We start from the raw sequence: 21331 nt of genomic DNA, 5'->3' as shown, positions 1-21331 counted from the left end.
CGACGCAGGTCACACGATCGATAGGTTCCCCGACACGCCTTCGGTGATTATCCGAACACGCAACGTGGAGGGTGTCGTGTGAGCAGCGGTTTTGGCAATACGGCATCAGGTGGGGTATCGGTGAACGGTCGGTGATCTCCGCCGCATACGGTGTGGGGGATGGGCGTCGCGCCGATTGTGAGTAAAGTCGTCTTTACTTCGACGGGAACCGGGCGGCCCACGCGGTCGTTGAACCCGATGCAGGTGCCAGTAGATCCAGGAGGATCAGGTGCGATCCAGTAGCAACCCGGCGTTCCGGAACCTGCCGCGTGGCGCGGCTCAGTACGGACCCAACGTAGGCTTCAACCAACCCCAGGGCGGCGTGCCCGGCTACGGCCCTCCGCAGACCTCCGCCGGCGCCGGCGACCGTCCGATGACCGTCGACGACGTCGTCATCAAGACGGCGCTGAGCCTCGGCACCGCGCTGGTGACCGGTGTGCTCACCGCGATCTGGGCGATCAGCCAGCTGCCCGTGGACGCCGCGGGCCGGATCACCGGTATCAGCGGCGGCGTGATCGGCGCCCTCGTCGGCGGCATGATCGTCGGCCTCGTGATCTCGCTCGTGATCATCTTCAAGCAGAAGCCGAGCGGTCCGCTCACGCTGGCGTACTCGGCTGCCGAGGGTGTCTTCCTCGGTGCGATCAGCGGTCTTTTCGAGGCGCTGTACCCCGGTATCGCGCTGCAGGCGATCATCGGCACCGCGGGTGTCTTCGTCGCGATGCTGGTCGTCTACAAGACCGGCGCGGTCAAGGTCACCCCGAAGCTGACGAAGTGGATCATCGGCGCCGTCGTCGGTGTCGCGATCCTGATGCTGGTCAACCTCATCACCAGCTTCTTCGGCTTCAACCCGCTGCGTGACGGCGGGCCGATCGCGATCATCTTCAGCCTCGTGGTGATCGGTGTCGCGGCGTTCAGCTTCCTGCTCGACTTCGACCAGGCCGACCGGATGATCCGCGAAGGCATGCCGTCGAAGTGGGCGTGGTTCGCCGCCTTCGGCCTCATGACCACGCTGGTCTGGCTGTACCTCGAGATCCTGCGGCTGCTGTCGTACTTCCAAAACGACTGACGCGAACTCTCCGCGAAAGGGCGCTCCGAGCGATCGGGGCGCCCTTTTCCGTGGTGGCGAATACCCTGCTGGCATGACCGAACACAGGCGTTCCAAGTGGTTCTGGCTGGGCATCCTGCTGCCGGTCGCGATCGTGGTGCTCAGCGCGTCTTCGTGGATCGTCGGTTATCTCTCCAACACGGACGACGTCCGGGTGGGCGACTGCTACGCGGTCACCACCTTCGGCGACGTCGACGAGGACCCGGCCAAGGCGGACTGTGGCTCCGTCGAGGCCAACGCGAAGGCCGGGGCGAAGACCGACGCCGGCGGCGCGTGCCCGGCGGGCGAGTACGACCAGCTCATCGTCGACAAGACGTTCGCCTCGTATCGGCTCTGCATGATGATCAACGCGAAGCAGGGCGACTGCCTCGAGAACTTCCTCGCCGACAGCGTGGCCTATCAGAAGGTCCCTTGTTCGGACCGCGCGAAGGATGCCGAGGTCGTGAAGGTGGTCGACGGCGTGGCGACCTGCGACGACACCGAAGCGACCCATCTCAAGAGCTACTCGATGCCGCCGTCGACGGTCTGCGTGAAGAGCCTCAAATAGCGACTTCGACCAGGGGCTTTCACTCTTTCGGGGGCCCGGGTTATGGCGTTGGTCACCGTAAGTGTTTGATACCGAGGTTCTCATTCCTCTTCACACCTGTGAGGTTTCTCGGTGACCACTTCCCAGCCGGCCCCTGGGGGCCAAATGCCGGTGGGGCAGCCCGACGTTTTCGGTCAGCCGTCTGCACCCAAGAAGGCCAAGCTCCGTTGGCTGAGATTCGCCATTCCCGTGCTCGTCGTCGTGATCGGCGGTGGCCTGTTCCTCTTCAACCACTTCACCGGGACGGGCAGCGCCCAGGCGGGCGACTGCCTGAGCGTGACCGAGTTCTCGCGGGCGGCTGACGACCCGAAGCAGATCGACTGCGGCGCGCCGGAGGCGAACGTCAAGGTCGCCGCCCGCGTGGGCGGCGGCGAATCCTGCCCGGAAGGCGGCTACGACAGCGTCTCGATGTCCGGCCGGATCTCGTACAAGCTGTGCCTCATGCCCAACGTCAAACAGGGCGATTGCCTCAAGGGCTACATCTCGCAGACCGCCGGCTACCAGAAGGTGTCCTGCACCGACCCGGCCAAGGACGCGGAACTGGTGAAGATCGCCAACGTTTCGGACGAGGGGACCTGCGAGGGCACCGAAGCCAAGCGAGTGGCGACGTACTCGACGCCGCCGACCACGTACTGCATCAAGACGGCGGAGTAGCACTAAGCGCGTGAAGGCCCCCTTCTCTCGGCTCAGTCGAGGGAAGGGGGCCTTCACGCGTGCCGGGGGAGCAAGGGACCTTTGCTACCACCCGCCATCCGGCCGCGTCCCAGCCGCCGTTCGTCGCACAGTGTGGGACGGGCTGCGATCGGGCGGTCACCGGTCCTAACGTTGCTCGTCCCCCACCCACCGATCGATCTGGAGTCCTGGTGGCGACGACGGAAACCCAAGCCGGTGAGAAGAAACTCCTCGACTTCCCGACCTCTTGCGCCGCCCCGGTCCCGCAACCGGAGGAGCCGGTCAAGGTCGTGCCACTGGCGGTCGCGGGCGCGCTCGCGGTCGGGCTGACCTGGTACGTCTGGGCCGCGCACGGCGCGAAGTTCGGCGTGCTGCTCATCCTCGGCCTGCTGCTCGGCCTCGCGCTCTTCCACTCCCGCTTCGGGTTCACCTCGGCCTGGCGCCAGCTGATCGCGGTCGGGAACGGCCAGGGGCTGCGGGCGCACACGCTGCTGCTCGGCACGGCCGCGACATTGATCGCGCTGATCGTGGGCACCGGCTCCGGGCTGTTCGGCAGCACGCCGAAGCCGACCGCCGGCGGGCTGGGGCTCGCGCTGTTCGTCGGCGCGACGATCTTCGCGATCGGCATGCAGCTGGGCGGTGCGTGCGCGTCGGGAACGTTGTTCGCCGTCGGTTCCGGGCAGTCGACGATCGTGCTCACCCTCGGCGGGTTCATCACCGGGTCGGTCCTCTACACATGGGCGTATCCGCTGCTGTCGGGCTGGCCCGAGTTCAAGGGTGTCCTGCTCGCCGACCACGTCGGCTGGTTCGGTTCGTGGGCGATCACCGTCGCCGTCCTCGCCGCGATCGTGCTGGGGACCCGCTTCGTGCAGAAGCGCCGCAACCCGCCGCCGGTCGACGTCGTCCCGACCGCGCGCGGATTCGCGAGGATCTACCGCGGCTCCTGGCCGATCCTCGTCGGCGCCGTCGTCCTCGGCGTGCTGGCGGGCGCGGTCTTCCTGGTCTCCGGCGGGATTTGGGGTGTCACGAGCGCGTTCAGCCTGTGGGGCGCCAAGATCCTTCAGGTGTTCGGCCTGCACCCCGAGACCTGGGAGTTCTGGCGGATCAAGGCGAACGCGGCTTCGCTGGCCGGGCCGATCTGGACGGACAAGAACAGCCTCACCGACATCGGCATCATGATCGGCGCGGGGGTCGCGGCCGCGGCGGCGGGCGCGTGGAAGATCCACAGCTCGATCCCGTGGCGGACCGCCGTGGCCGCGGTGCTCGGCGGGATCCTGATGGGCGTCGGCGCGCGGATGGCGGGCGGTTGCAACATCGGCGCGTACCTCGGCGGTATCTCGGTCGGCAGCCTGCACGGCTGGCTGTGGGGCGTGTTCGCGCTCGGCGGCACCTGGATCGGGCTCAAGCTGCGGCCACTGTTCGGGCTCGGCAATCCGGCTCCGACCGACAGCGTCTGCTGATCACTCTTCGTCACATCCCGTATGCGGGCCTGCCCTTTCGGCCCGTATACGGGGAAAAAGTTGGCAGGTAAAACCTGTGTTCGGCTACCCTCGGCTACATACCTGAGCTTGCGCCCTTATGCACAAACTCGGTTGGGGAAGGCCCGGCGCCGCGCCGGGCGTCGATTTCGTAGTCGCGACCACGGGGGTTGTCGCGTCCACTCAGTACCAGGGGACGGACCTTTCATGTCAACGCAAAGCCCGGCCGCACCGGGCGGCGACAAACTCGACGCCGGCGTGCTCAAGGTCGCCGGCGTCGTCATCCTCGGCGCGATCATGGCGATCCTCGACACGACGGTCGTCAACGTCGCGCTCCAGAAACTGACCATCGAGTTCCAGACCTCGTTCGACACCATCCAGTGGATCGCGACCGGCTACATGCTCGCCCTGGCGACGGTCATCCCGATCACCGGCTGGGCTTCGGACAGGTTCGGCACCAAGCGGCTCTATATGACCGCGATCGGGCTGTTCTTGATCGGCTCGATGCTCGCCGGTATGGCCTGGGACGTCGAATCGCTGATCATCTTCCGGGTTCTGCAGGGCTTCGGCGGCGGCATGCTGATGCCCGCCGGCATGACGATCCTGACCAGGGCCGCGGGCCCGCACCGGATCGGGCGCGTGATGGGCGTGCTCGGGGTGCCGATGCTGCTCGGCCCGATCGGCGGCCCGATCCTCGGCGGCTGGCTGGTCGACGCGGTGAGCTGGCGCTGGATCTTCTACATCAACGTGCCGATCGGCCTGATCACCATGGCGCTGGCCTGGCGTGTGCTGCCGAAGGACCGGCCGGAACCCAGTGAGCGGTTCGACTTCCTCGGCATGCTGATGGTGTCGCCTGGTCTGGCGGCGCTGATCTTCGGCGTTTCGAACATCCCGTCGGCGGGTGGCGTCGGCGCGGTCGACGTCTGGCTGCCCGCGCTGGCCGGGGTCGCGTTGCTGGTGGCGTTCGTGTTCCGGGCGAACCGGGTCAAGAACCCGCTGCTCGACCTGAAGCTGTTCAAGAACGGGTCGTTCACCGTCGCCATGGTGACGATGACCTTCTTCTGCGTCGCGTTCTTCGGCGCGATGCTGCTCCTGCCGACGTATTTCGTGCTGGCGCGCGGCGAATCGGCGATGAACGCCGGTCTGCTGCTCGCCCCGCAGGGTGTCGGCGCGATGCTGACCATGCCGATCGCGGGCCGGTTCGCGGACAAGATCGGCGCGCGGAAGATCGTGCTGCCCGGTCTCGTGCTGATGCTCGCCGGGCTGATCGCCTTCACCCAGCTTTCCGCGACGACGCCGTACTGGCTGCTGCTCTCGGCGCTGTTCGTGATGGGGCTCGGCATGGGCGCGACGATGATGCCGATCACCTCGGCCGCGTTGCAGACGCTCAAGTCGGAGGACATGGCGAAGGCGTCGACGGCGACGAACATCCTGCAGCAGACCGCCGGGGCGATCGGTTCGGCGGTGCTGTCGATCATCCTGGCGGCGCTGCTGGCAGGGAAGTTCGGCGTGCCGACCGCGCAGGGGCAACTGGCCGCGACGGCCGCGGTGATGAACCCGGCGACGCGCGAAGCCGCTTCGGGGCTGACCGCGGACGCGTTCTCCACGACGTTCCTGTGGTCGATGATCCTGCTCGCGCTGTGCCTGATCCCGGCGGCCTTCCTGCCGAAGACCAAGCCCGCGCTGCCGGAGGGTGCGGACGGTGAGGGCGCTGCGGCCCCGCCGATCCTGACCCACTAGTGCCCTGTGTCGTTGGTTGGTCTCGGGGGGGTGAAGGGGACTTTCACCGCATGCGATGCGGGTAAAGCGTCCTTCATCGCGTTAGGCAAGGGGGTCGTGAGTGGCGATTCGGGTTAGAACGCTCATTGGCACTCACGACCCCTCGCGGGATCAGGCGAAGTGCTCAAATCGGGCGCGTCCAAAGCCCGGCAAGAAGCAAGGGACCTTTGCTACCGCCTGCTTAGCCACGCTAAGCGAGTGGTAGCAAAGGTCCCTTGCTCTCTTCGTGCAGGTCAGCGGGTCAGGAGAGGCGCTCCAGCACCATCGCCATGCCCTGGCCGCCACCGACGCACATCGTCTCGAGGCCGAACTGCTTGTCGTGGTGCCGCAGCGAGTTGATCAGCGTCGAGGTGATCCGCGCGCCGGTCATGCCGAACGGGTGGCCGACGGCGATCGCGCCGCCGTTGACGTTCAGCTTGTCGAGGTCGATCCCGAGGTCCTTGTACGACGGGATGACCTGAGCGGCGAACGCCTCGTTGATCTCGACGAGGTCGATGTCGCCGATGGACATCCCGGCGCGCGCGAGCGCCCGCTTCGACGCCTCGACCGGGCCGTAGCCCATGATCTCCGGCGACAGCCCCGAAACGCCGGTCGAGACGACGCGGGCGAGCGGCGTGAGGCCGAGTTCCTTCGCCTTGGTGTCGGACATGATGATCACCGCGGCCGCGCCGTCGTTGAGCGGGCAGCAGTTGCCCGCGGTGATCCGGCCGTCGGGGCGGAAGACCGGCTTGAGGCCGGAGACGCCTTCGAGGGTGACGCCGGCGCGCGGGCCGTCGTCCTTCGAGACCACGGTGCCGTCCGGCAGGGTGACCGGCGTGATGTCCTTGGCCCAGAAGCCGTCCGCGATGGCCTTCTCGGCGAGGTTCTGCGAGCGGACGCCGAACTCGTCCATCTCCTCACGCGAAACGTTCTTCAGCCGCGCCAGGTTTTCGGCGGTCTGGCCCATCGCGATGTAGACGTCCGGCAGGGCGCCGTTCTCGCGCGGGTCCGTCCAGCTGTCGGCGCCCTCGGCCGCCACCTGCGCGGTACGGGCCTCGGCGTCGGCGAACAGCGGGTTGTGCGTGTTCGGCCAGGAGTCCGAGCTGCCGTTGGCGAAGCGGGAAACCGTCTCGACACCGGCGGAGATGAACACGTCGCCTTCGCCCGCCTTGATCGCGTGCAGCGCCATGCGGGTGGTCTGGAGGCTCGACGAGCAGTACCGCGTGATCGTGCAGCCGGGCAGATGGTCGTAGCCGAGTTCGACGGCGACGGCGCGGCCCATGTTGAAGCCCTGCTCGCCGCCTGGGAGACCACAGCCCAGCATGAGGTCTTCGATCTGCGTCGGGTCGAGTTCGGGGACCTTGTCGAGCGCGGCGCGGACCATCTGCACGGTGAGGTCGTCCGGGCGGACGCTCACCAGCGATCCCTTGCCGGCGCGGCCGATCGGGGATCGGGCGGTGGAGACGATGACGGCTTCGGGCATGGAACGACACTCCCTTGTTCTCGATCCAGACGCGCTAAGCGGTTGCTCACCCCGCATCCTCCACCGGAGGGAGGTGCGGGTCAAAGGCGAACGCGACCCACGCCACTCTCCGAAAGTGCGGTTTTCACACCGCCTGGTTGAGTGGACACATCACGACCTGCGGCGTTTAGGCTGTGGGAGTGGAATACGTCGAGCACATCGTGGACCTCGTGGGCAACACCCCTCTGGTCAAGCTGAACGCACTGGCCGAGGGGCTGCAACCGCTCATCCTGGCCAAGGTCGAGTACGTCAACCCCGGCGGCAGCGTCAAGGACCGCATCGCGCTGCGGATGATCGAAGCCGCGGAGCGTTCCGGCGAGCTGAAGCCCGGCGGCACCATCGTCGAGCCGACGTCCGGCAACACCGGCGTCGGGCTGGCCATGGTGGCGCAGCGCAAGGGGTACAAGTGCGTGTTCGTCTGCCCGGACAAGGTCAGCGAGGACAAGCGCAACGTGCTCAAGGCCTACGGCGCCCGCGTCGTGGTCTGCCCGACCGCGGTGGCGCCGGAGCACCCGGACTCCTACTACAACGTCTCCGACCGCCTCGTGCGTGAGATCGAGGGCGCCTGGAAACCGAACCAGTACGCCAACCCCGAGAACCCCGCCAGCCACTACCACTCGACCGGCCCGGAGCTCTGGAGCCAGACCGAGGGCAAGATCACGCACTTCGTCGCGGGCGTCGGCACCGGCGGCACGATCTCGGGCACCGGCAAGTACCTCAAGGAGGTCAGCGACGGGCGCGTCCAGGTCATCGGCGCCGATCCCGAGGGTTCGGTGTACTCCGGCGGGACCGGGCGGCCGTATCTGGTCGAGGGCGTCGGCGAGGACTTCTGGCCGGACACCTACGACCGCGACATCGCCGACCGGATCATCGCGGTGTCGGACGCGGACTCCTTCGACATCACCCGCCGCCTCGCCCTCGAAGAGGGACTCCTCGTCGGTGGTTCGTGCGGGATGGCCGTCGCCGCCGCGCTCAAGCTCGCCGAGGGCCTCGGCCCGGACGACGTCGTCGTCGTGCTCCTGCCCGACGGCGGCCGCGGCTACCTCACCAAGGTGTTCAACGACAGCTGGATGTCGTCCTACGGCTTCCTGCCGCCGGACTCCAGCGGCGCGACCGTCGGCGACGTCCTGATGAAGAAGAGCGGCTCGCTGCCCAGCCTCGTGCACAGCCACCCGAACGAGACCGTCGCCGAAGCGGTGGCGATCCTTTCGGAGTTCGGCGTCAGCCAGATGCCCGTGGTCAGCGCGGAGCCGCCGGTCATGGCGGCCGAGGTCGTGGGCGCGGTCAACGAACGCGACCTGCTCGAAGCGCTCTTCACCGGCAAAGCCCAGCTCGCCGACCGGCTCGAGCAGCACATGTCGCCCCCGCTGCCCACCATCGGCGCCGGTGAACAGGTCGGCGCGGCGATGAACGCGCTCTCGGGCGCAGACGGCGCGCTCGTGCTGGTCGACGGCAAACCGGCGGGTGTCGTCACCCGGCACGACCTGCTCGCGTTTCTCGCGGGACGGTAAAGAAGCATTTCATCGGATGGTCGGGCCGGGGCGTTACGAGCGGCCCACCCGGCTATCCGATAGCGTGTCGGGTGAGTTGAACTTTTATGTCCTCGTCAAGGGGGTTCAAGACCCAAATGAGTGCTCCGCAGCCACCGAATCAGCCTTGGGGTGGCGCCCAGCCACCGCAGGGACCCCCGAGTGGCCCTCAGCCGCAGCAAGACAACCCGTTCGGTTCCCCGGAACCGACGCAGGTGGTGCAGCCCGGTCAGCCGGCCCAGCCCGATTACGGGCAGCCGCAGTACGGGCAGCAGCCTCCCCAAGAGCAGCAGTCCCAGGGCGGCGGGTTCGGCGACACGCCGGAGCCCACGCAGGTCGTGCAGCCGGTCCAGCCGGGTTCCGGTGACGCGAACGCGACCCAGGTCGTGCAGCCGGTGAGCGGCGGCGGGGAAAGCCCCACCGCCGAGTCCACCCAGCTCGTGCCGCCGGGTTCGCAGCCGCCCGCCATCCCGTACGCCCCGCCGCCGAGCGCGGCCGACAACCCGGCCGCCGGTGCCTACGGCGCCCAGGGAGGCGGCTTCGGTCAGCAGCAGGGCTTCGGCCAGCCGCAGCAGGGCGGGTTCGACCCGGCGCAGGGCCAGCAGCCCGGTTTCGGCCAGCCGCAGCAGGGTTTCGGCGGGCCGCCGCAGGGCGGCTTCGGCCAGCAGCCCGGGTTCGGCGGGCCGCCGCCGGGCTACAGCCCCGCGGCAGCGGGCGGGGGCGGTGGCAACCAGATGTTCGGGCTCATCGCCGGCGGCGTCGTGGCGTTGCTCGGCCTGGTCGCCTTGATCGTCTCGTTCGTCTACTTCGGTGACGCCAGCGACTACTCGAAGGTCTTCGACACTGCTCCGAATCAGGAGCAGATCGACAAGTTCCTCGACGAGGCGGGACTGGTCGGCCCGGGCGCGATCTGGTTCTACGTGATCATGCTCCTGGTCGGCTCGCTCGCTTCGCTCGCCGGTGGTGTCGGGCTCGCCCTCGCGGGCAAGCTCCCCGGCACGGTGAAGAAGATCGCGCCCATCGTCGTCGCCGCCGGCGGCGCGCTGCTGGTGCTGTTCGGCGTCCTCCTGCTCAGCGGTTCGTCCCCGTCGTCGGACTTCCTGGACAAGCTGCCGCCGTCCGCCAGGGACAGCGCCGGTATCGGCGGTGGCCTGCTGCACCTGCTCCTCGGCATCGTGATCCTGATCGTCGGTGTGCTGGGCCTGATCCCGGCGACCGCGCAGTTCGTCGGCCTCGGTGGCGGCGGTTCGGTGCTGGGTGCCCCGCAGAGCGGTCAGCCCGGTGGTTTCGGCGGTCCGCCGCAGGGTGGCTTCGGCCAGCCGGGTCAGCCCGGACAGTTCGGCCAGCCGGGGCAGCCCGGTGGCTTCGGTCAGCCCGGACAGCCCGGTCCGTCTTCGGGTGGTTTCCCGCAGCCGGGGCAGCCCGGCGGTTTCGGGCAGCAGCCGGGCCAGCAGGGTCCGCCCAGCGGCGGGTTCGCGCAGCCGGGGCAGCCGCCGCAGGGTGGCTTCGGCCAGGCTCCGCAGCAGCCCGGCGGTTTCGGGCAGCAGCCCGGTCAGCAGGGTCCGCCGAGCGGCGGTTTCGGCCAGCCGGGCCAGCAGCCCGGTCAGCCCCCGCAGCAGTGGTGATTCGCCGCCACTGAACGGTTTCGTCAGGAGCACCCCCGGCCCGTGGCCGGGGGTGTTTCGTTTTCGCCGGGGTATGCCGATTCGCCTGCCACGGCCACTGCCCGCGGACTAGGGTGAGCGCCGTTAACCGCACACCTGGCCCGACGGGAGCGACGTGACCGGTCCGTACGGATATCCCGCCCAGCAACCCGGACCGCCAGGTTTCGGGTATCCCGCACCCCAGGCACGGCCGTCCGGGGCGACGGCGATCATCGCCGCGGTGCTCGGTCTCGTCGGGGCCCTCGCGTCCGGTTACCTCCCGATCCGCTACTTCATCGAGCTCCCGTCGGGGTTCAGCCTCTCGAACCTGCCCGGCTTCGCGCTCGTCGAGCTGGTGCTCTACCTGGTCGCCGCGCTGTTCCTGCTGATGGGCGCGTTGACGACGTTCTTCCGCTCGCTGATCGGCGCCATCCTGCTCATCCTCGGATCGCTGCTCGCCATCCTGGCCGTCGTGCTGGAGCCGATCGCGTTCCGCGTGCCGTACCGGATCCATCTCGACATCCTGCTCCGGTTCGCGACCTTCGACGGCGTCCTCCGGCTGGTCATGGTCGTGTTCGGCCTGCTGGGGCTGCTGCTGGCGGTGCTCCCGCCGACGTTCAGGTACCTGCGCTGGCGGCCGGCCCCGGTGCAGCCGTATCGGCCGCAGGATCAGTTTCCCCAGCAAGGCGGATGGTGAGATCCTGAGCCGTCCGGCTCGGCTTGGGGGAGTTCGATGAGTCAGAACCAGTCTTCGGGGACCGCCATCGGCGCGGCCGTCCTCGCCTTCCTGTGCGGCACGCGGTACCTGTCCGAGGCGGGCACCTTCGTCGGGCAACTCGCCGTTTTCGAGCCGGCTCCCCAGTACTTCGTCGGGATGGCGTGGAACGGGGCACTGACCGCGACCCTGTTCCTGGGCGGCGTCCTGGTGCTGCTGCGCCGGACACTCGGCCGCACCCTCGTCGCCGCGGGGGCGGCGCTCGCACTGGTGGCCACGGTGCTCGCGAACGGCGCGGTCCGCGTCTACTTCTTCGCCGAAGTGGACGGGGAGCCGCTGGTGACGAGCGAGGTGGCCGCGTTCGCCTTGTTCGTGATGACCTTCGCCGCGCTGGTGCTGGCGGTGATCAGGCCGACCTCGGACTGGCTGGAGGGACGGCGGCGCGACGACGAGGAGCCGTCGAAGCAGGATCGGCTTCCCGGCTGGTAGCCGGGGACGGAATAAGGATTCGGCAAGGGGAGAAATGACTTACCAGCAATTCCCGCCGCAGGGCGGCTACCCGGCACCCGGTGCCTACCCGCCGCCGGGAATGGCGCGGCAGCCGAGCGGTGCGACCGCGATCATGGCCGGGATCTTCGCGATCCTCGGCGGGCTCTGGTTCCTCGCCGGGGTCGTGTCCCACGTCATCGAGCTCTCCCACTACGTCATTTCGTTCCTCGTGATCGGGGCGGTGCTGGACCTCGTCAGCGCGGCTCTGCTCCTGGGCGGCGGGATCCTGTTGGTCTTGCGCAAACGCGCCGGACGGCTGCTCACCGTGATCGGAGCCGCGGGCGCGATCGGTTTCGTGGCGCTGACCTTCCTGTTCCGGGCGATCGGCTCGAGCTTCTACTTCTCGTACGGCGGGGTGATGCTGCACTTCGGCTTCGGCTGGCTTCTCTTCGTGGTCCTGATCCCGGCGATCGTGACCCTCGTCCTGGCGCTGATCCCGCCGACGGGACGCTGGCTGGCGGCCAAGAACGCGGCCGCGCAGCCGCCGGACTTCGGGTACCCGCAGCAGCCCGGTTATCCGCCGGCTCCGGGTGCCCAGCAACAGGGACAGCCACCCGCGCAGTGGTGAGTTCAATCCCAGACGATGGGATCTCGAGTGGGTGGCCGTACCCTTGGTGGTATGGCCGACGATTACTCTCTGCTGGGCTTCGAGACGCGCGCGATCCACGCCGGGCAGACCCCTGATCCCCGGACCGGCGCGGTCATCGTGCCGATCTACCAGACCTCGACTTACGCGCAGGACGGCGTCGGCGGCACGCGCGAAGGCGACTACGAGTACTCCCGCACCGCGAACCCCACGCGCACCGCGCTGGAGGTCGCGCTGGCGGCGCTCGAAGGCGCGCGGCACGGTCTGGCGTACGCGTCGGGGATGGCGGCGAGTGACGTCCTGCTGCGGGCGACCCTGCGGCCGGGAGACCACCTCGTGCTCGGCAACGACGCGTACGGCGGCACGTTCCGGCTGATCGACAAGGTGCTCAGCCTGTGGGGTGTCGAGCACACGGTCGCCGACCTGGGGAACATCGCCGAGGTCCGGGCGGCGATCCGGCCGGAGACGAAGCTGATCTGGTGCGAGTCGCCGACGAACCCGATGCTCGGAATCGCCGACATCGCCGCGCTGGCCGAGGTCGCGCACGGTGCCGGTGCGCGACTGGTCGTCGACAACACCTTCGCCACCCCGTACCTGCAGAACCCGCTTTCGCTTGGTGCCGACGTCGTCCTGCACTCGACGACCAAGTACCTCGGCGGGCACTCCGACGTCGTCGGCGGCGCGATCCTGACGAACGAGGACGAACTGCGCGAGCAGCTGTTCTACCTGCGCAACGCGGCGGGTGCGGTGCCCGGCCCGTTCGACGCGTGGCTGACCCTGCGCGGGATCAAGACGCTCGCGCTGCGGATGGAGCGGCACAGCGACAACGCCGAACTGATCGCCCGGATGCTGCTGAAGCACCCGAAGGTCGAGCGTGTCTACTACCCGGGCCTGCCGGAGCACCCCGGACACGAGGTCGCTTCGAAGCAGATGCGCCGCTTCGGCGGGATGATCTCGTTCACCCACGTCGACGGCGAGCAGGCCGCCCTCGAGGCCGCGTCGAAGACGAAGCTGTTCATCCTCGCCGAGTCTCTGGGCGGCATCGAGTCGCTGATCGAGCACCCGGGCCGGATGACCCACGCGAGCACCGCCGGGTCGACCCTGGAGGTGCCGGACAACCTGCTGCGCCTGTCCGTCGGCATCGAGGACGGCAGCGACCTGGTCGCCGATCTGGCCCAGGCTCTGGGCTGACCGCCGCCGAGCCCAGAGAGTGAGCAAGGGACCTTTGCTGTCGTTCGCGTAGCCATGCTAAGCAAATGACAGCAAAGGTCCCTTGCTCCTTTCGCGCTGGTGAGCGCGGTGTGGTGGGAGGAATCGCCCGGCTAAGGGCGGAAGTTGCTGGGCGTGACGCCGCTCTTCGCGTCCGCCTCGTGCGAAGTCCCCTGCGGCGCGGCGGGCAGCTCCGAGCCGTCGACGCAGCCGCCGACGAGCTCGATGTGGTTGTCGTGCCGGATGTACTGGCCCGGGTCCACGCAGCCGGCGCGGTCGACCGTGTAGACGGCGGCGCCGGTCAGCAGCGCGGCCGAGGTGAGTGCCAGCACGACCGGGAGCATCCCGGCGGAGCGGGTCGCCCGGACCCTGCCGATGTTCCCCCGTGCCATGTGCGCTCCCTGGTCGCCTTCGCCGACGCCGTCAAGAGTACCCGGACCGCGAACTTGTCACGTGACGTATCCGTCAGGTGGCATCATGCGGCCGCGAAATCAAGGGGTCCTAAGTGGACGGCTGACCGGTGATCGCGGCGACCGCGAGTTCGCGCTCGGGCTCGCCGACCTCGGGCAGGGTGAACCGCAAAGCCCGGATGTGACCGAGGAGTTCGGGATCGGGAGCGACGCCGTGCTCGCGCAGGTAGTAGGCGACCGCGCCCGGCCAGTACCACCGGCCGTCCGTGCGGAAGTTCAGCGGCACCAACGGCTCCCTGTCGGGGTCGAAGGCGTCGGCGTCGTAGGACCGCGACGCCAGCACGACCGGCGCGCCGTCGAGGTACTGCAGCACCCGGTCCCGCTCGGCCGGGGACAGCGGCTCACGGTTCACCACCGGGCGGCCCGACTCGTCGAGACCGTCGTGCACTCGGGGGACGCGCAAGGCTTCCGGTGCGTCCGCCGGCGGGGTGGCGACCGGCGCCGGTGCCAGGCCTGCCCGCTGCCGCAGCCACGGCGGGATGTGCTGGTCGCTCCGCGGGAAGAACCGGAGTTCGTCCTGGAAGCCGATCGGCGGCGGAGTGCGACGCCAGGCGGGCTCCTGGTCGAGCATGAAATCGACGGAGGTGCCTTGCGCGGCGTCGAAGGTCAGCGTCGCGGCCAGCCAGGTGCCCTGGCCGGGCTGGTACATCCCGGCCCGCAGCGTGCCGAGGAGCTGGACCAGTTCCGGCGGTGCCGCGATCGGCTGGGTCGTTCCGTCCGGTCCGGTGATGAGCACGTCGGTCTCGAGATGCCTCCCGACGGCCCGGTGCTCGGTCCGCAGCCGTCGCCAGCCGGGCGGGGCCATCGACGCGAGACCGTTGCCGATCTGGGTGACGATCTGCTGTTGCTGTTCCGGGCTCAGCGGTCCGGGTGGCGTGGTCATCGATGCTCCCCTCAGGTCCGCGGCGGCGGGGGCTGCGTCGTCGCCTGCGGGATCTCCACGAGGGAGCCGTCGGCGAGCAATTCCGCGATCGAGCGTTCGAGAACGTACGCGGTACCGCCGCCGGCCTGGTCGTACCAGGGGATCGGCGATCCGACGATCGCGCGCACGGGACGGAGCGTCCGGTACACGTGGTACTCGAACCGCTGCTCTTCGGCGGGCTGCGATCGATGGGTGAACTCGGTGCGTGCCGCGTAGAGCGTGTTGCCGGACGGAGCTCCGTAGCGGTCCATCTCGGTGCCCGGCGGCAGGGTCGCCACCCGTTTCCCGCCGTACAACTGAAGCCCGACGTCACCCCCGACGGGCTGGATCGGCCAGTCCTCGGTCGGGCGCTTGGCGTCCGGGGGGAGTTCGCCGCGGAACTCGGCCTGGTTCAGGTAGAGGTGCCCGACGAAGTACCGGAGCGCCTTCCGTGCCGTGTCGAAGACGACCTCTTCGAGCCGGTTCTCGCCCTGTGCCTGGAAAACCGCCCAGTCGCCCTCTTCGGACACTAGGCACCAAGCGCCGTCGGCCACCTCGCCCACGCGGTACCGGGCCGGATCCAGCTCCAATTCGGCGGCCACGTCGAGGGCTTCCTTGGCGACGGCTTCGGGGTCCTCGTCGCCACTGGCCAGCCGGCCGGCGGCGAGCCGTTCGTTCAGCCAGTCCGGGATCCGTGCCGGATCGCGGGGGAAGGCGGTCAGTTCGGCGGCGAATTCCGCGGCGGGCGGCTCACCGTCCCAGGCGGGTTCGTCGTCCCAGGTGTACTCGTATTCCGCGCTCAGGTCGTACGGGACGTGGGCGACGGCCTGGAACCACGTCCCCCGGCCGGGCCGGTACATCCCGCTCCTGAGTTCGGCCAGGAGCAAGGGAATCTGCTCTGGCGGATCCCACAGCTGAAGACCGCCGTCGCTGTCCCGGCGGACCATCACCACCAGCTCGGTGTAGCCGCCGATCACGCGATAGGTCAGCATGACCTGCGCCCAGTCGGTCGGGACGTTCAGCGCGACGACGTTCGCGATCCGGACCCAGAGCCGGTTCTGTTCGGCGGAGTCGAGCGGCTCGCCGCGTTCTTCCTCCGCCGGTGCGGCCACCGGCTGCCCCGCCTCGGCGAGCTTCTCGCGCAGCCACGCCGGGATGTACTCGGCGTCCCGCGGGAACGCCTCCAGATCCCGCGCCCAGCCGAGGAGATCGATCGACGGCTGCCACCGCGGATCCCATTCGAGGTTGTGGATGATCCGGAACCGGGTCGGCGGATCGACGATGAACCGCATGGAGAACCAGGTTCCCTCGCCGTCCTCGTAGTACAGCTCCCGCATCCGGAGCGCGATCCGCACGGCCTCCTGCGGTACCTCGATGGTCGCGTAGCCACCGTCGCCCATCAGCACGGCGATGGTGAAGTCGTGCACGTCGACGTTGGCGCGGCAGACCAGGTCGATCCGGCGCCAACCCTCGGGCGCGGCGTCCGACAGCGCGTAAACCATGTCGTACTTCAGCTGCTGGAGCTCTTCCGCGTCACGGGGCATCGGAGAGGTTCCTTTCTTCTGGTGCCACCGCGGTCATCACGTCGTACTCGCCGGGGGGTTGTTGGGGAAACTGCGCATGTGGACGTTGCGGTTGCCGAACTCGTCGACCTCGATCCAGCGTACTTGGATCGTGTGCGGCACCTGGCTGCCGTCCCGCATCGGGAAGACTTCCATACCTTCGATCTTCCGCTTCCCGCCGCCCTTCTCGAGGAAGCTGGCGAGGTCGCTTTCGAAGGCGTGCCAGTGGTCCGGCCCCGCGATCTTCCGGCCCTGATTCTGTGGCCGCCACTGGGCCATCATGTTCAGCAGCTCGCCGGGACTGTCGAACTGCTTGCCGAACAGGTGGCCGCCGTCGTACTTGCCCGGCGTCCCCGCGGCCTGCTTGTTCGACGTGTCCTGCGCCGACGGGTCCCGGTTCGGCGCCGCGCCGTCTTCCTGCAGTTTCAGATCGTTGGCACGCCCGCGCACCGTGTCCACCTTGCCGCCGTCGAATTCGGGGCCGGTGTGGTAGACGAACTTTCCGCCGTCGACGTTGTAGACCATGTTCGGCGCCGGATTGTTGAGGTCGGGGCTCGACGGCCGATAGGTCTCGACGACGACGTTGCCGTGCTCGTCGGTCCAATAGATCGACCGTGTGTGCTTCTCGCGACCGGGATTCCGGTACTCGCTGCTGACGACGTACTTCTTGTTCGGTTCGAGGAGCGGCTTTCCGTCCGCGTCCTTGGGCAGGGAATCGAGGAACGACTCGCCACGGCGGAGGGTGACGTTCACCCGCTCGTTGCCGCGGAAACGGTCCGGCTCGTTCGCACCGTGCGGCACTGCGGCTTTCGGGTCGAGCCGCTGGCGGACAATGGGGTCGCCTTCGCCGATGCCATGCTTCCGATTCGCGTCGATATCCGGATTGGTGCGCATCATCCGGCCGGACTCGAGGTCGGCCCACCGGACGTTTCCCTTGGCGTCGGTGTAGAAGGTGCCGCGGTGCACGCCCGCCGAATCCGTGACCCTGTACTGGGTGTGCGGTGCGTACGGACCGCCGCTCGCGAAAGACGCTTTGGGGTCCGGCGCGTGGGGGTGACCGGGCCCGACCGTGACCGGGTCGCCCACGAAGTCCGGCCGGTGGAACGTCACCGACGGATGCGGGACCCCGTCCGCGTCCGTCGCGAACGTCTGGTGCCTGCCCTCGATCTCCACCCGGTACGTCGTGTTCGGGTGGGGGTTCGCGACGTCGGGATTCGGGTTGTACTTCGGGTTCGGTTCGTAGACGACGTTGCCGTTCGCGTCCTCTTTCTTGACGCGCGGCTGTTCGTTCGGGTGGTGGGTGTCGATGTGGGTGACCCGGCCGGTGCCGTCCGTGTGGTACACGCCGCGCCGGTTTCCGGCGTCGTCGAAGACCTCGTACGCCCGGTTGCGCCCCAGTTGCTGCTCGCCGGGGAACCGTTCGCCACGGGCAGGCGGGCGGATGTCGGTGTCGGGGTCCGGCCCGCCGATCCGCGAGGGGGTGGAGTTCGGTGGGGTCGGCGGGTCGAAGTCGGTCTGGTGCTGGGGGTTGCGATGGATGTTCTGCTGACGGGTGTCGTCGAGCAGATCGGCTTCCTGTTGCACCGATTGCGGGTTTCGGTCCCTGGGGATGCCGGTGTCGGGGTCCGCGCCGGGCGGGGGGTCCTGACGCGGGGGTGTCGCGTCGGGGTCCGCGCCCGGCGGCGGCTGGTCGCGCCGGGACGAGGTGCCGTCGTCGCCGTCGCCGTCGCCGCGGCTGCGGGAGCTGTCGGCGTCGACGTCCTGCTTGTCCGCGTGCGAGGTGTCCGGGGTGAAGCCGTCGTCGCTCGCCCGGCGGGCGGTGCCGTCGGGGCTGTGGACGTCCCATTCGCCGTTCGGCGGGATCTTGGGCCGGGGGCGGCCGTCGGGGCCGATCTCGTAGTCGGACGAGAAGACACGCCCGTTCGAGTCGGTCCAGGCCGGCTTGCTCGGCGCCATCACTTCGGTGTCGAGTTCCCGCGACAGACGGCGCGCGAAGTCGTTCGAGCCGGCGTCGCAGCCGATCAGCCGGATCGGGCGGCCGTCGTAATCCCCGTTGCGGCGCAGGATGTCCGCGAACTCTTCCGGGGTGTAGGTGCGATTGCCGATGCGGGCGTGCCCGTCCGGCGTGACGTGCACGTCGACGGTGTAGCGGCCGTCCGGATCCGGCTGGACCCGGTGCGGCAGGTCGCCCATGTCCGAGTCGCCGCGGTGGTACGAGCTGCCCGCCGGGGTGCTCTCGGAATGCCGTTGGTTGACCTCGTCCGGTGTCAGCGGACGGTCCGGCTCGGCGTCGGGGCCGCGGTCGTGCGGTGAACCGTCGGGGTCTTGGCGCGGGCCGTGCCCGTCGGGACCGTGACCGTCCGGCGAGTGCGGCGGCCCGGAGTGGCCTCCTGGACCACGGCCGCCCGGGCCGGTGTGGCCGGGGCCGGTGCCGCCGGGGCGGTTGCCGGGACCGTGGGAGCCGGGGGTGCCGGTGTGCGGCTGGGCGCCGGGGCCGAAGTCGTTGCCACGGGCGACCGGCTGCGGCTGATGCGGCTGGTTCGGCCGTCCACCGGGGCCGGTCTGGCCGGGACCGCGGCTGGGGCCGGTGTGGGTGTCCGGGGTGCGCGGGGCGTTCGTGTCCGGGGTGCGTGGCGAACCGGGCGTTCCCGTCCAGCTGCCACCCTGCGGCCTGCCGCCGGGCGAACCCGGGGTACCGCCGGGGGTGCCGCCCGGAGCGCCTTGGGGCGGCATGCCGCCGGCCATCGGCTGGCCTTGCGGCGGGACACCGGGCGAACCGTCGCCGCTGGAACCGCCGCGCTGCGAAGGCATGTGAGACGGGCCGGCGTCGCCCAGACGCGGCGCCGTGGGCGCGGTGCCGCTGGTCGTCGTGCCGCTGTCGGTCGGCCTGGTGGGGCTGCCGCCGTCGTTGCCGCCGTGGTGGCCGGACGACGAGTCGGTACGAGGGGTGGGGGATCCGCCGCCGTCGCCGCCGTGCGTGCGGGGCGAGCCGCCGCCGTCGCCGGTGTGGCTCGGGGAGCCGCTGTCGGTACGGGTGTGCGGGGCGGGGGAGCCGCCGTCGGGTGTGTGACTCGGGGAACCGCTGTCCGCACGGGTGTGCGGAGCGGGCGACCCGCCGTCCGGTGTGTGGCTGGGGGATCCGCCGCTGTCGGCCCGCGTGTGCGGGGCCGGGGAACCGGTGTCCGGTGTGTGGCTCGGGGATCCGCCGGTGTCGGCACGGGTGTGCGGCGCGGGGGAACCGCCGTCGGCACGGGTGTGCGGGGTGGATGAGCCGCTGTCCGGTGTGTGGCTCGGAGAACCGCCGCTGTCCGCCCGTGTGTGCGGCGCGGGAGAGCCGCCGTCGGGTGTGCGGCTGGGCGAACCGCCGGTGTCCGCGCGGTTCGGGCTCGGCGAGCCGCCGTCGGACGCGCGGTTCGGCGTGCCGGAATCACCGGGGGAACCACTGTCGGACCGGGCGGTGCTGGGAGAACCGTTGCCGCCGGAACCACTGTCCGAAGTGGACGATCCGTCGCCCGTGCGGTCGGGAGAGCCGCCGTCGGAACGGGACGACGGGCTGCCACTGTCCCTTGTGGACGGTGAGCCGCCGCCGTCGCCGCGGGTGGTGCTCGACGGGCCGCCGGAATCGCCGGAGCCGCCCGGATCGCCGTCTGAGCCGTTCGAGCCGTTGGAGCCATCGCCCGAGCCGCTGCCGGAGTCACCCGAGCCGCTGCCGTTCGAGCCGTCACCGGAGCCGCTGCCCGAACCGTCGCCGTCCGGACCGTCCCCGGAACCGGAGCCGGATCCGCCGCCGGACCCACCGGATCCGCCGCCGCTGCCGCCGCGCTGGATGAACCCGCCCGACTTGATGTTCTTGGTGTTGATCACGTCCAGGCCGGTGACCTTGCCCGCGATCTTGCCGAAGATCTTGATGATCTTCTCGAAGACGTCGGCCAGCTTGCCGAGCAGCGGCGAGACCCGCCGCATCGCGTCGCACAGTTCCTTGAGCTTGTCGGCGATCTTCGCGGCCCACTTGGCGATCGCGGTGACGGCCTGCGCGACCACCACGGGCGTGCCGAAGCCGAGGGAGAACACCGTCTCCATGACCCACGCGATGAGCTTGCCGACCGCGTCCGCGATCAGCTGGCGGATGAACTCACGGACGAACGCGACGATCTCGCCGAAGATCATCACGACGGTGCTGATCGCGCCCGCGACCGTCGCGGCGCCGCTGATCGCCTCGGCCTGTTCCGCGGCCTGCTTGCGGTACTGGTCGGCCGCCTCGCCCGTCCAGCCGGTCGTGCCGTTCTTGACCGCGTTCGAGAACTCGACCTGGGTGTCTTCCAGCTTCTTGGCTACGTTGCCCCAGGTTTCGGAATACGACTGGATGACCGGCGGATCGCCGGCGACGGCGTCCAGCATGTCCTTCAGTGGCTGCATGTGTTCCATCAGGAACGAGGCGACCGACGACATCAGGTAGCCGAACGGGTCGATCGCGGCGCTGGCGAGCTCGCCCGCGAGGCTCAGCACGCCGAGCCCGCCGCCGATCCAGTCGCCGTTCGAGATGCCGTTGAAGGCGTCCATGGCCGACTCGGCGACACCGATGCCCGCCGCGTAGCCGTATTCGCTGTTCCCGGCCGTCAGTGGACCGGGGCCGTCGCCATCCGTCGGCGCCTTCGCGACGAGCGGGTTTCCCTCGGGCATCAGTCAGGCACCTGCGCGTTCTTGAACTCGGCGGCGAAGTTCTCGTCCTGCGCCTGGTAGGCGTTGGACGCGGACCGCACGTTGTTCGCCACCGCCGTCGCGGCCTCGACGGCCTTGTTCAGCGCGTTGATGCCGAACTCCTCGACCGGGTCGAGCATCATCCGGAACGGCTGGCAGATGATGCCGTACGCGTCGGTCGGCATGCTCACCTGCTGCGCGGCGTCGACCGCCGTGCGCAGGCCGTCGGCGATGCCGTCGATCTGCTTCGCGTGCGCGTCGAGGTCGGCGCCGAGCTCAAAACCCTTGCCTGCCATGGTTTCTCCCCTC

The 21331-nt window shown here is 69.4% G+C and carries 17 protein-coding genes; 11 read left to right on the top strand and 6 right to left on the bottom strand.

Annotated elements, in window-relative coordinates:
- The first annotated feature begins 268 nt into the window (after positions 1-268).
- The 5 genes from AORI_RS75710 (at position 269) to AORI_RS75690 (ending at position 5620) form a co-directional block, all read left to right on the top strand.
- Positions 269-1105: a Bax inhibitor-1/YccA family protein gene (locus AORI_RS75710; protein WP_016337219.1), complete on the top strand. Its 837-nt coding sequence runs from the start codon at positions 269-271 to the stop codon at positions 1103-1105.
- Between the two features lie 73 nt (positions 1106-1178).
- Positions 1179-1691, top strand: coding sequence for an LppU/SCO3897 family protein (locus AORI_RS75705; protein ID WP_016337218.1), 513 nt, complete (start codon positions 1179-1181; stop codon positions 1689-1691).
- A gap of 111 nt (positions 1692-1802) precedes the next feature.
- Entirely contained in the window at positions 1803-2384 is a 582-nt protein-coding gene (locus tag AORI_RS75700; RefSeq protein ID WP_228688243.1) for an LppU/SCO3897 family protein, read from the top strand.
- 209 nt (positions 2385-2593) lie between these two features.
- Positions 2594-3862, top strand: coding sequence for a YeeE/YedE family protein (locus AORI_RS75695; RefSeq protein WP_016337216.1), 1269 nt, complete (start codon positions 2594-2596; stop codon positions 3860-3862).
- Between the two features lie 225 nt (positions 3863-4087).
- Positions 4088-5620, top strand: a complete 1533-nt coding sequence (locus tag AORI_RS75690; protein ID WP_016337215.1) for a DHA2 family efflux MFS transporter permease subunit — start codon at positions 4088-4090, stop codon at positions 5618-5620.
- A gap of 280 nt (positions 5621-5900) precedes the next feature.
- Here the strand turns inward: AORI_RS75690 and AORI_RS75685 are convergent, their stop codons facing one another.
- Positions 5901-7121 (bottom strand): acetyl-CoA C-acetyltransferase, encoded by a 1221-nt coding sequence (locus AORI_RS75685; protein WP_016337214.1) that lies wholly within the window; start codon positions 7119-7121, stop codon positions 5901-5903.
- Positions 7122-7300: 179 nt separating this feature from the next.
- Between AORI_RS75685 and AORI_RS75680 the strand changes: the two genes are divergently transcribed.
- The 6 genes from AORI_RS75680 to AORI_RS75655 all read left to right on the top strand — a co-directional run bounded on the left by AORI_RS75680 (position 7301) and on the right by AORI_RS75655 (position 13373).
- The gene (locus AORI_RS75680) at positions 7301-8671 is read left to right on the top strand and encodes a cystathionine beta-synthase (protein ID WP_016337213.1); all 1371 of its coding nucleotides are present in this window, start codon (positions 7301-7303) and stop codon (positions 8669-8671) included.
- Between the two features lie 233 nt (positions 8672-8904).
- Positions 8905-10314: a hypothetical protein gene (locus AORI_RS75675; RefSeq protein WP_043848383.1), complete on the top strand. Its 1410-nt coding sequence runs from the start codon at positions 8905-8907 to the stop codon at positions 10312-10314.
- A 154-nt stretch (positions 10315-10468) separates the two neighbouring features.
- Positions 10469-11029, top strand: a complete 561-nt coding sequence (locus tag AORI_RS75670; protein WP_016337211.1) for a hypothetical protein — start codon at positions 10469-10471, stop codon at positions 11027-11029.
- A 36-nt stretch (positions 11030-11065) separates the two neighbouring features.
- Positions 11066-11536, top strand: a complete 471-nt coding sequence (locus tag AORI_RS75665; protein ID WP_016337210.1) for a hypothetical protein — start codon at positions 11066-11068, stop codon at positions 11534-11536.
- A 34-nt stretch (positions 11537-11570) separates the two neighbouring features.
- On the top strand, positions 11571-12164 hold the full coding sequence (locus tag AORI_RS75660) for a hypothetical protein (RefSeq protein WP_016337209.1): 594 nt from the start codon (positions 11571-11573) through the stop codon (positions 12162-12164).
- Positions 12165-12215: 51 nt separating this feature from the next.
- Complete coding sequence (locus tag AORI_RS75655; protein WP_016337208.1) at positions 12216-13373, top strand: cystathionine gamma-synthase; 1158 nt, start codon at positions 12216-12218, stop codon at positions 13371-13373.
- 131 nt (positions 13374-13504) lie between these two features.
- On the opposite strand, the gene AORI_RS75650 is transcribed toward AORI_RS75655, so the two are convergent.
- From AORI_RS75650 to AORI_RS75630, 5 genes are all read right to left on the bottom strand, one after another.
- Positions 13505-13783, bottom strand: a complete 279-nt coding sequence (locus tag AORI_RS75650; RefSeq protein ID WP_016337207.1) for a hypothetical protein — start codon at positions 13781-13783, stop codon at positions 13505-13507.
- A 109-nt stretch (positions 13784-13892) separates the two neighbouring features.
- Complete coding sequence (locus AORI_RS75645; protein ID WP_016337206.1) at positions 13893-14744, bottom strand: hypothetical protein; 852 nt, start codon at positions 14742-14744, stop codon at positions 13893-13895.
- 11 nt (positions 14745-14755) lie between these two features.
- Complete coding sequence (locus AORI_RS75640; protein WP_016337205.1) at positions 14756-16306, bottom strand: TNT domain-containing protein; 1551 nt, start codon at positions 16304-16306, stop codon at positions 14756-14758.
- A 36-nt stretch (positions 16307-16342) separates the two neighbouring features.
- The gene (locus tag AORI_RS75635; protein WP_016337204.1) at positions 16343-21004 is read right to left on the bottom strand and encodes a DNA/RNA non-specific endonuclease; all 4662 of its coding nucleotides are present in this window, start codon (positions 21002-21004) and stop codon (positions 16343-16345) included.
- Entirely contained in the window at positions 21004-21318 is a 315-nt protein-coding gene (locus AORI_RS75630) for a type VII secretion target (RefSeq protein ID WP_016337203.1), read from the bottom strand. Before AORI_RS75630 ends, AORI_RS75635 begins: the two co-directional genes overlap by 1 nt.
- Positions 21319-21331: the final 13 nt, after the last annotated feature.

Source organism: Amycolatopsis keratiniphila, from assembly GCF_000400635.2.
GTDB classification, from domain to species: Bacteria; Actinomycetota; Actinomycetes; order Mycobacteriales; family Pseudonocardiaceae; genus Amycolatopsis; species Amycolatopsis keratiniphila.
This window is presented reverse-complemented; position numbering and strand designations above follow the sequence as displayed.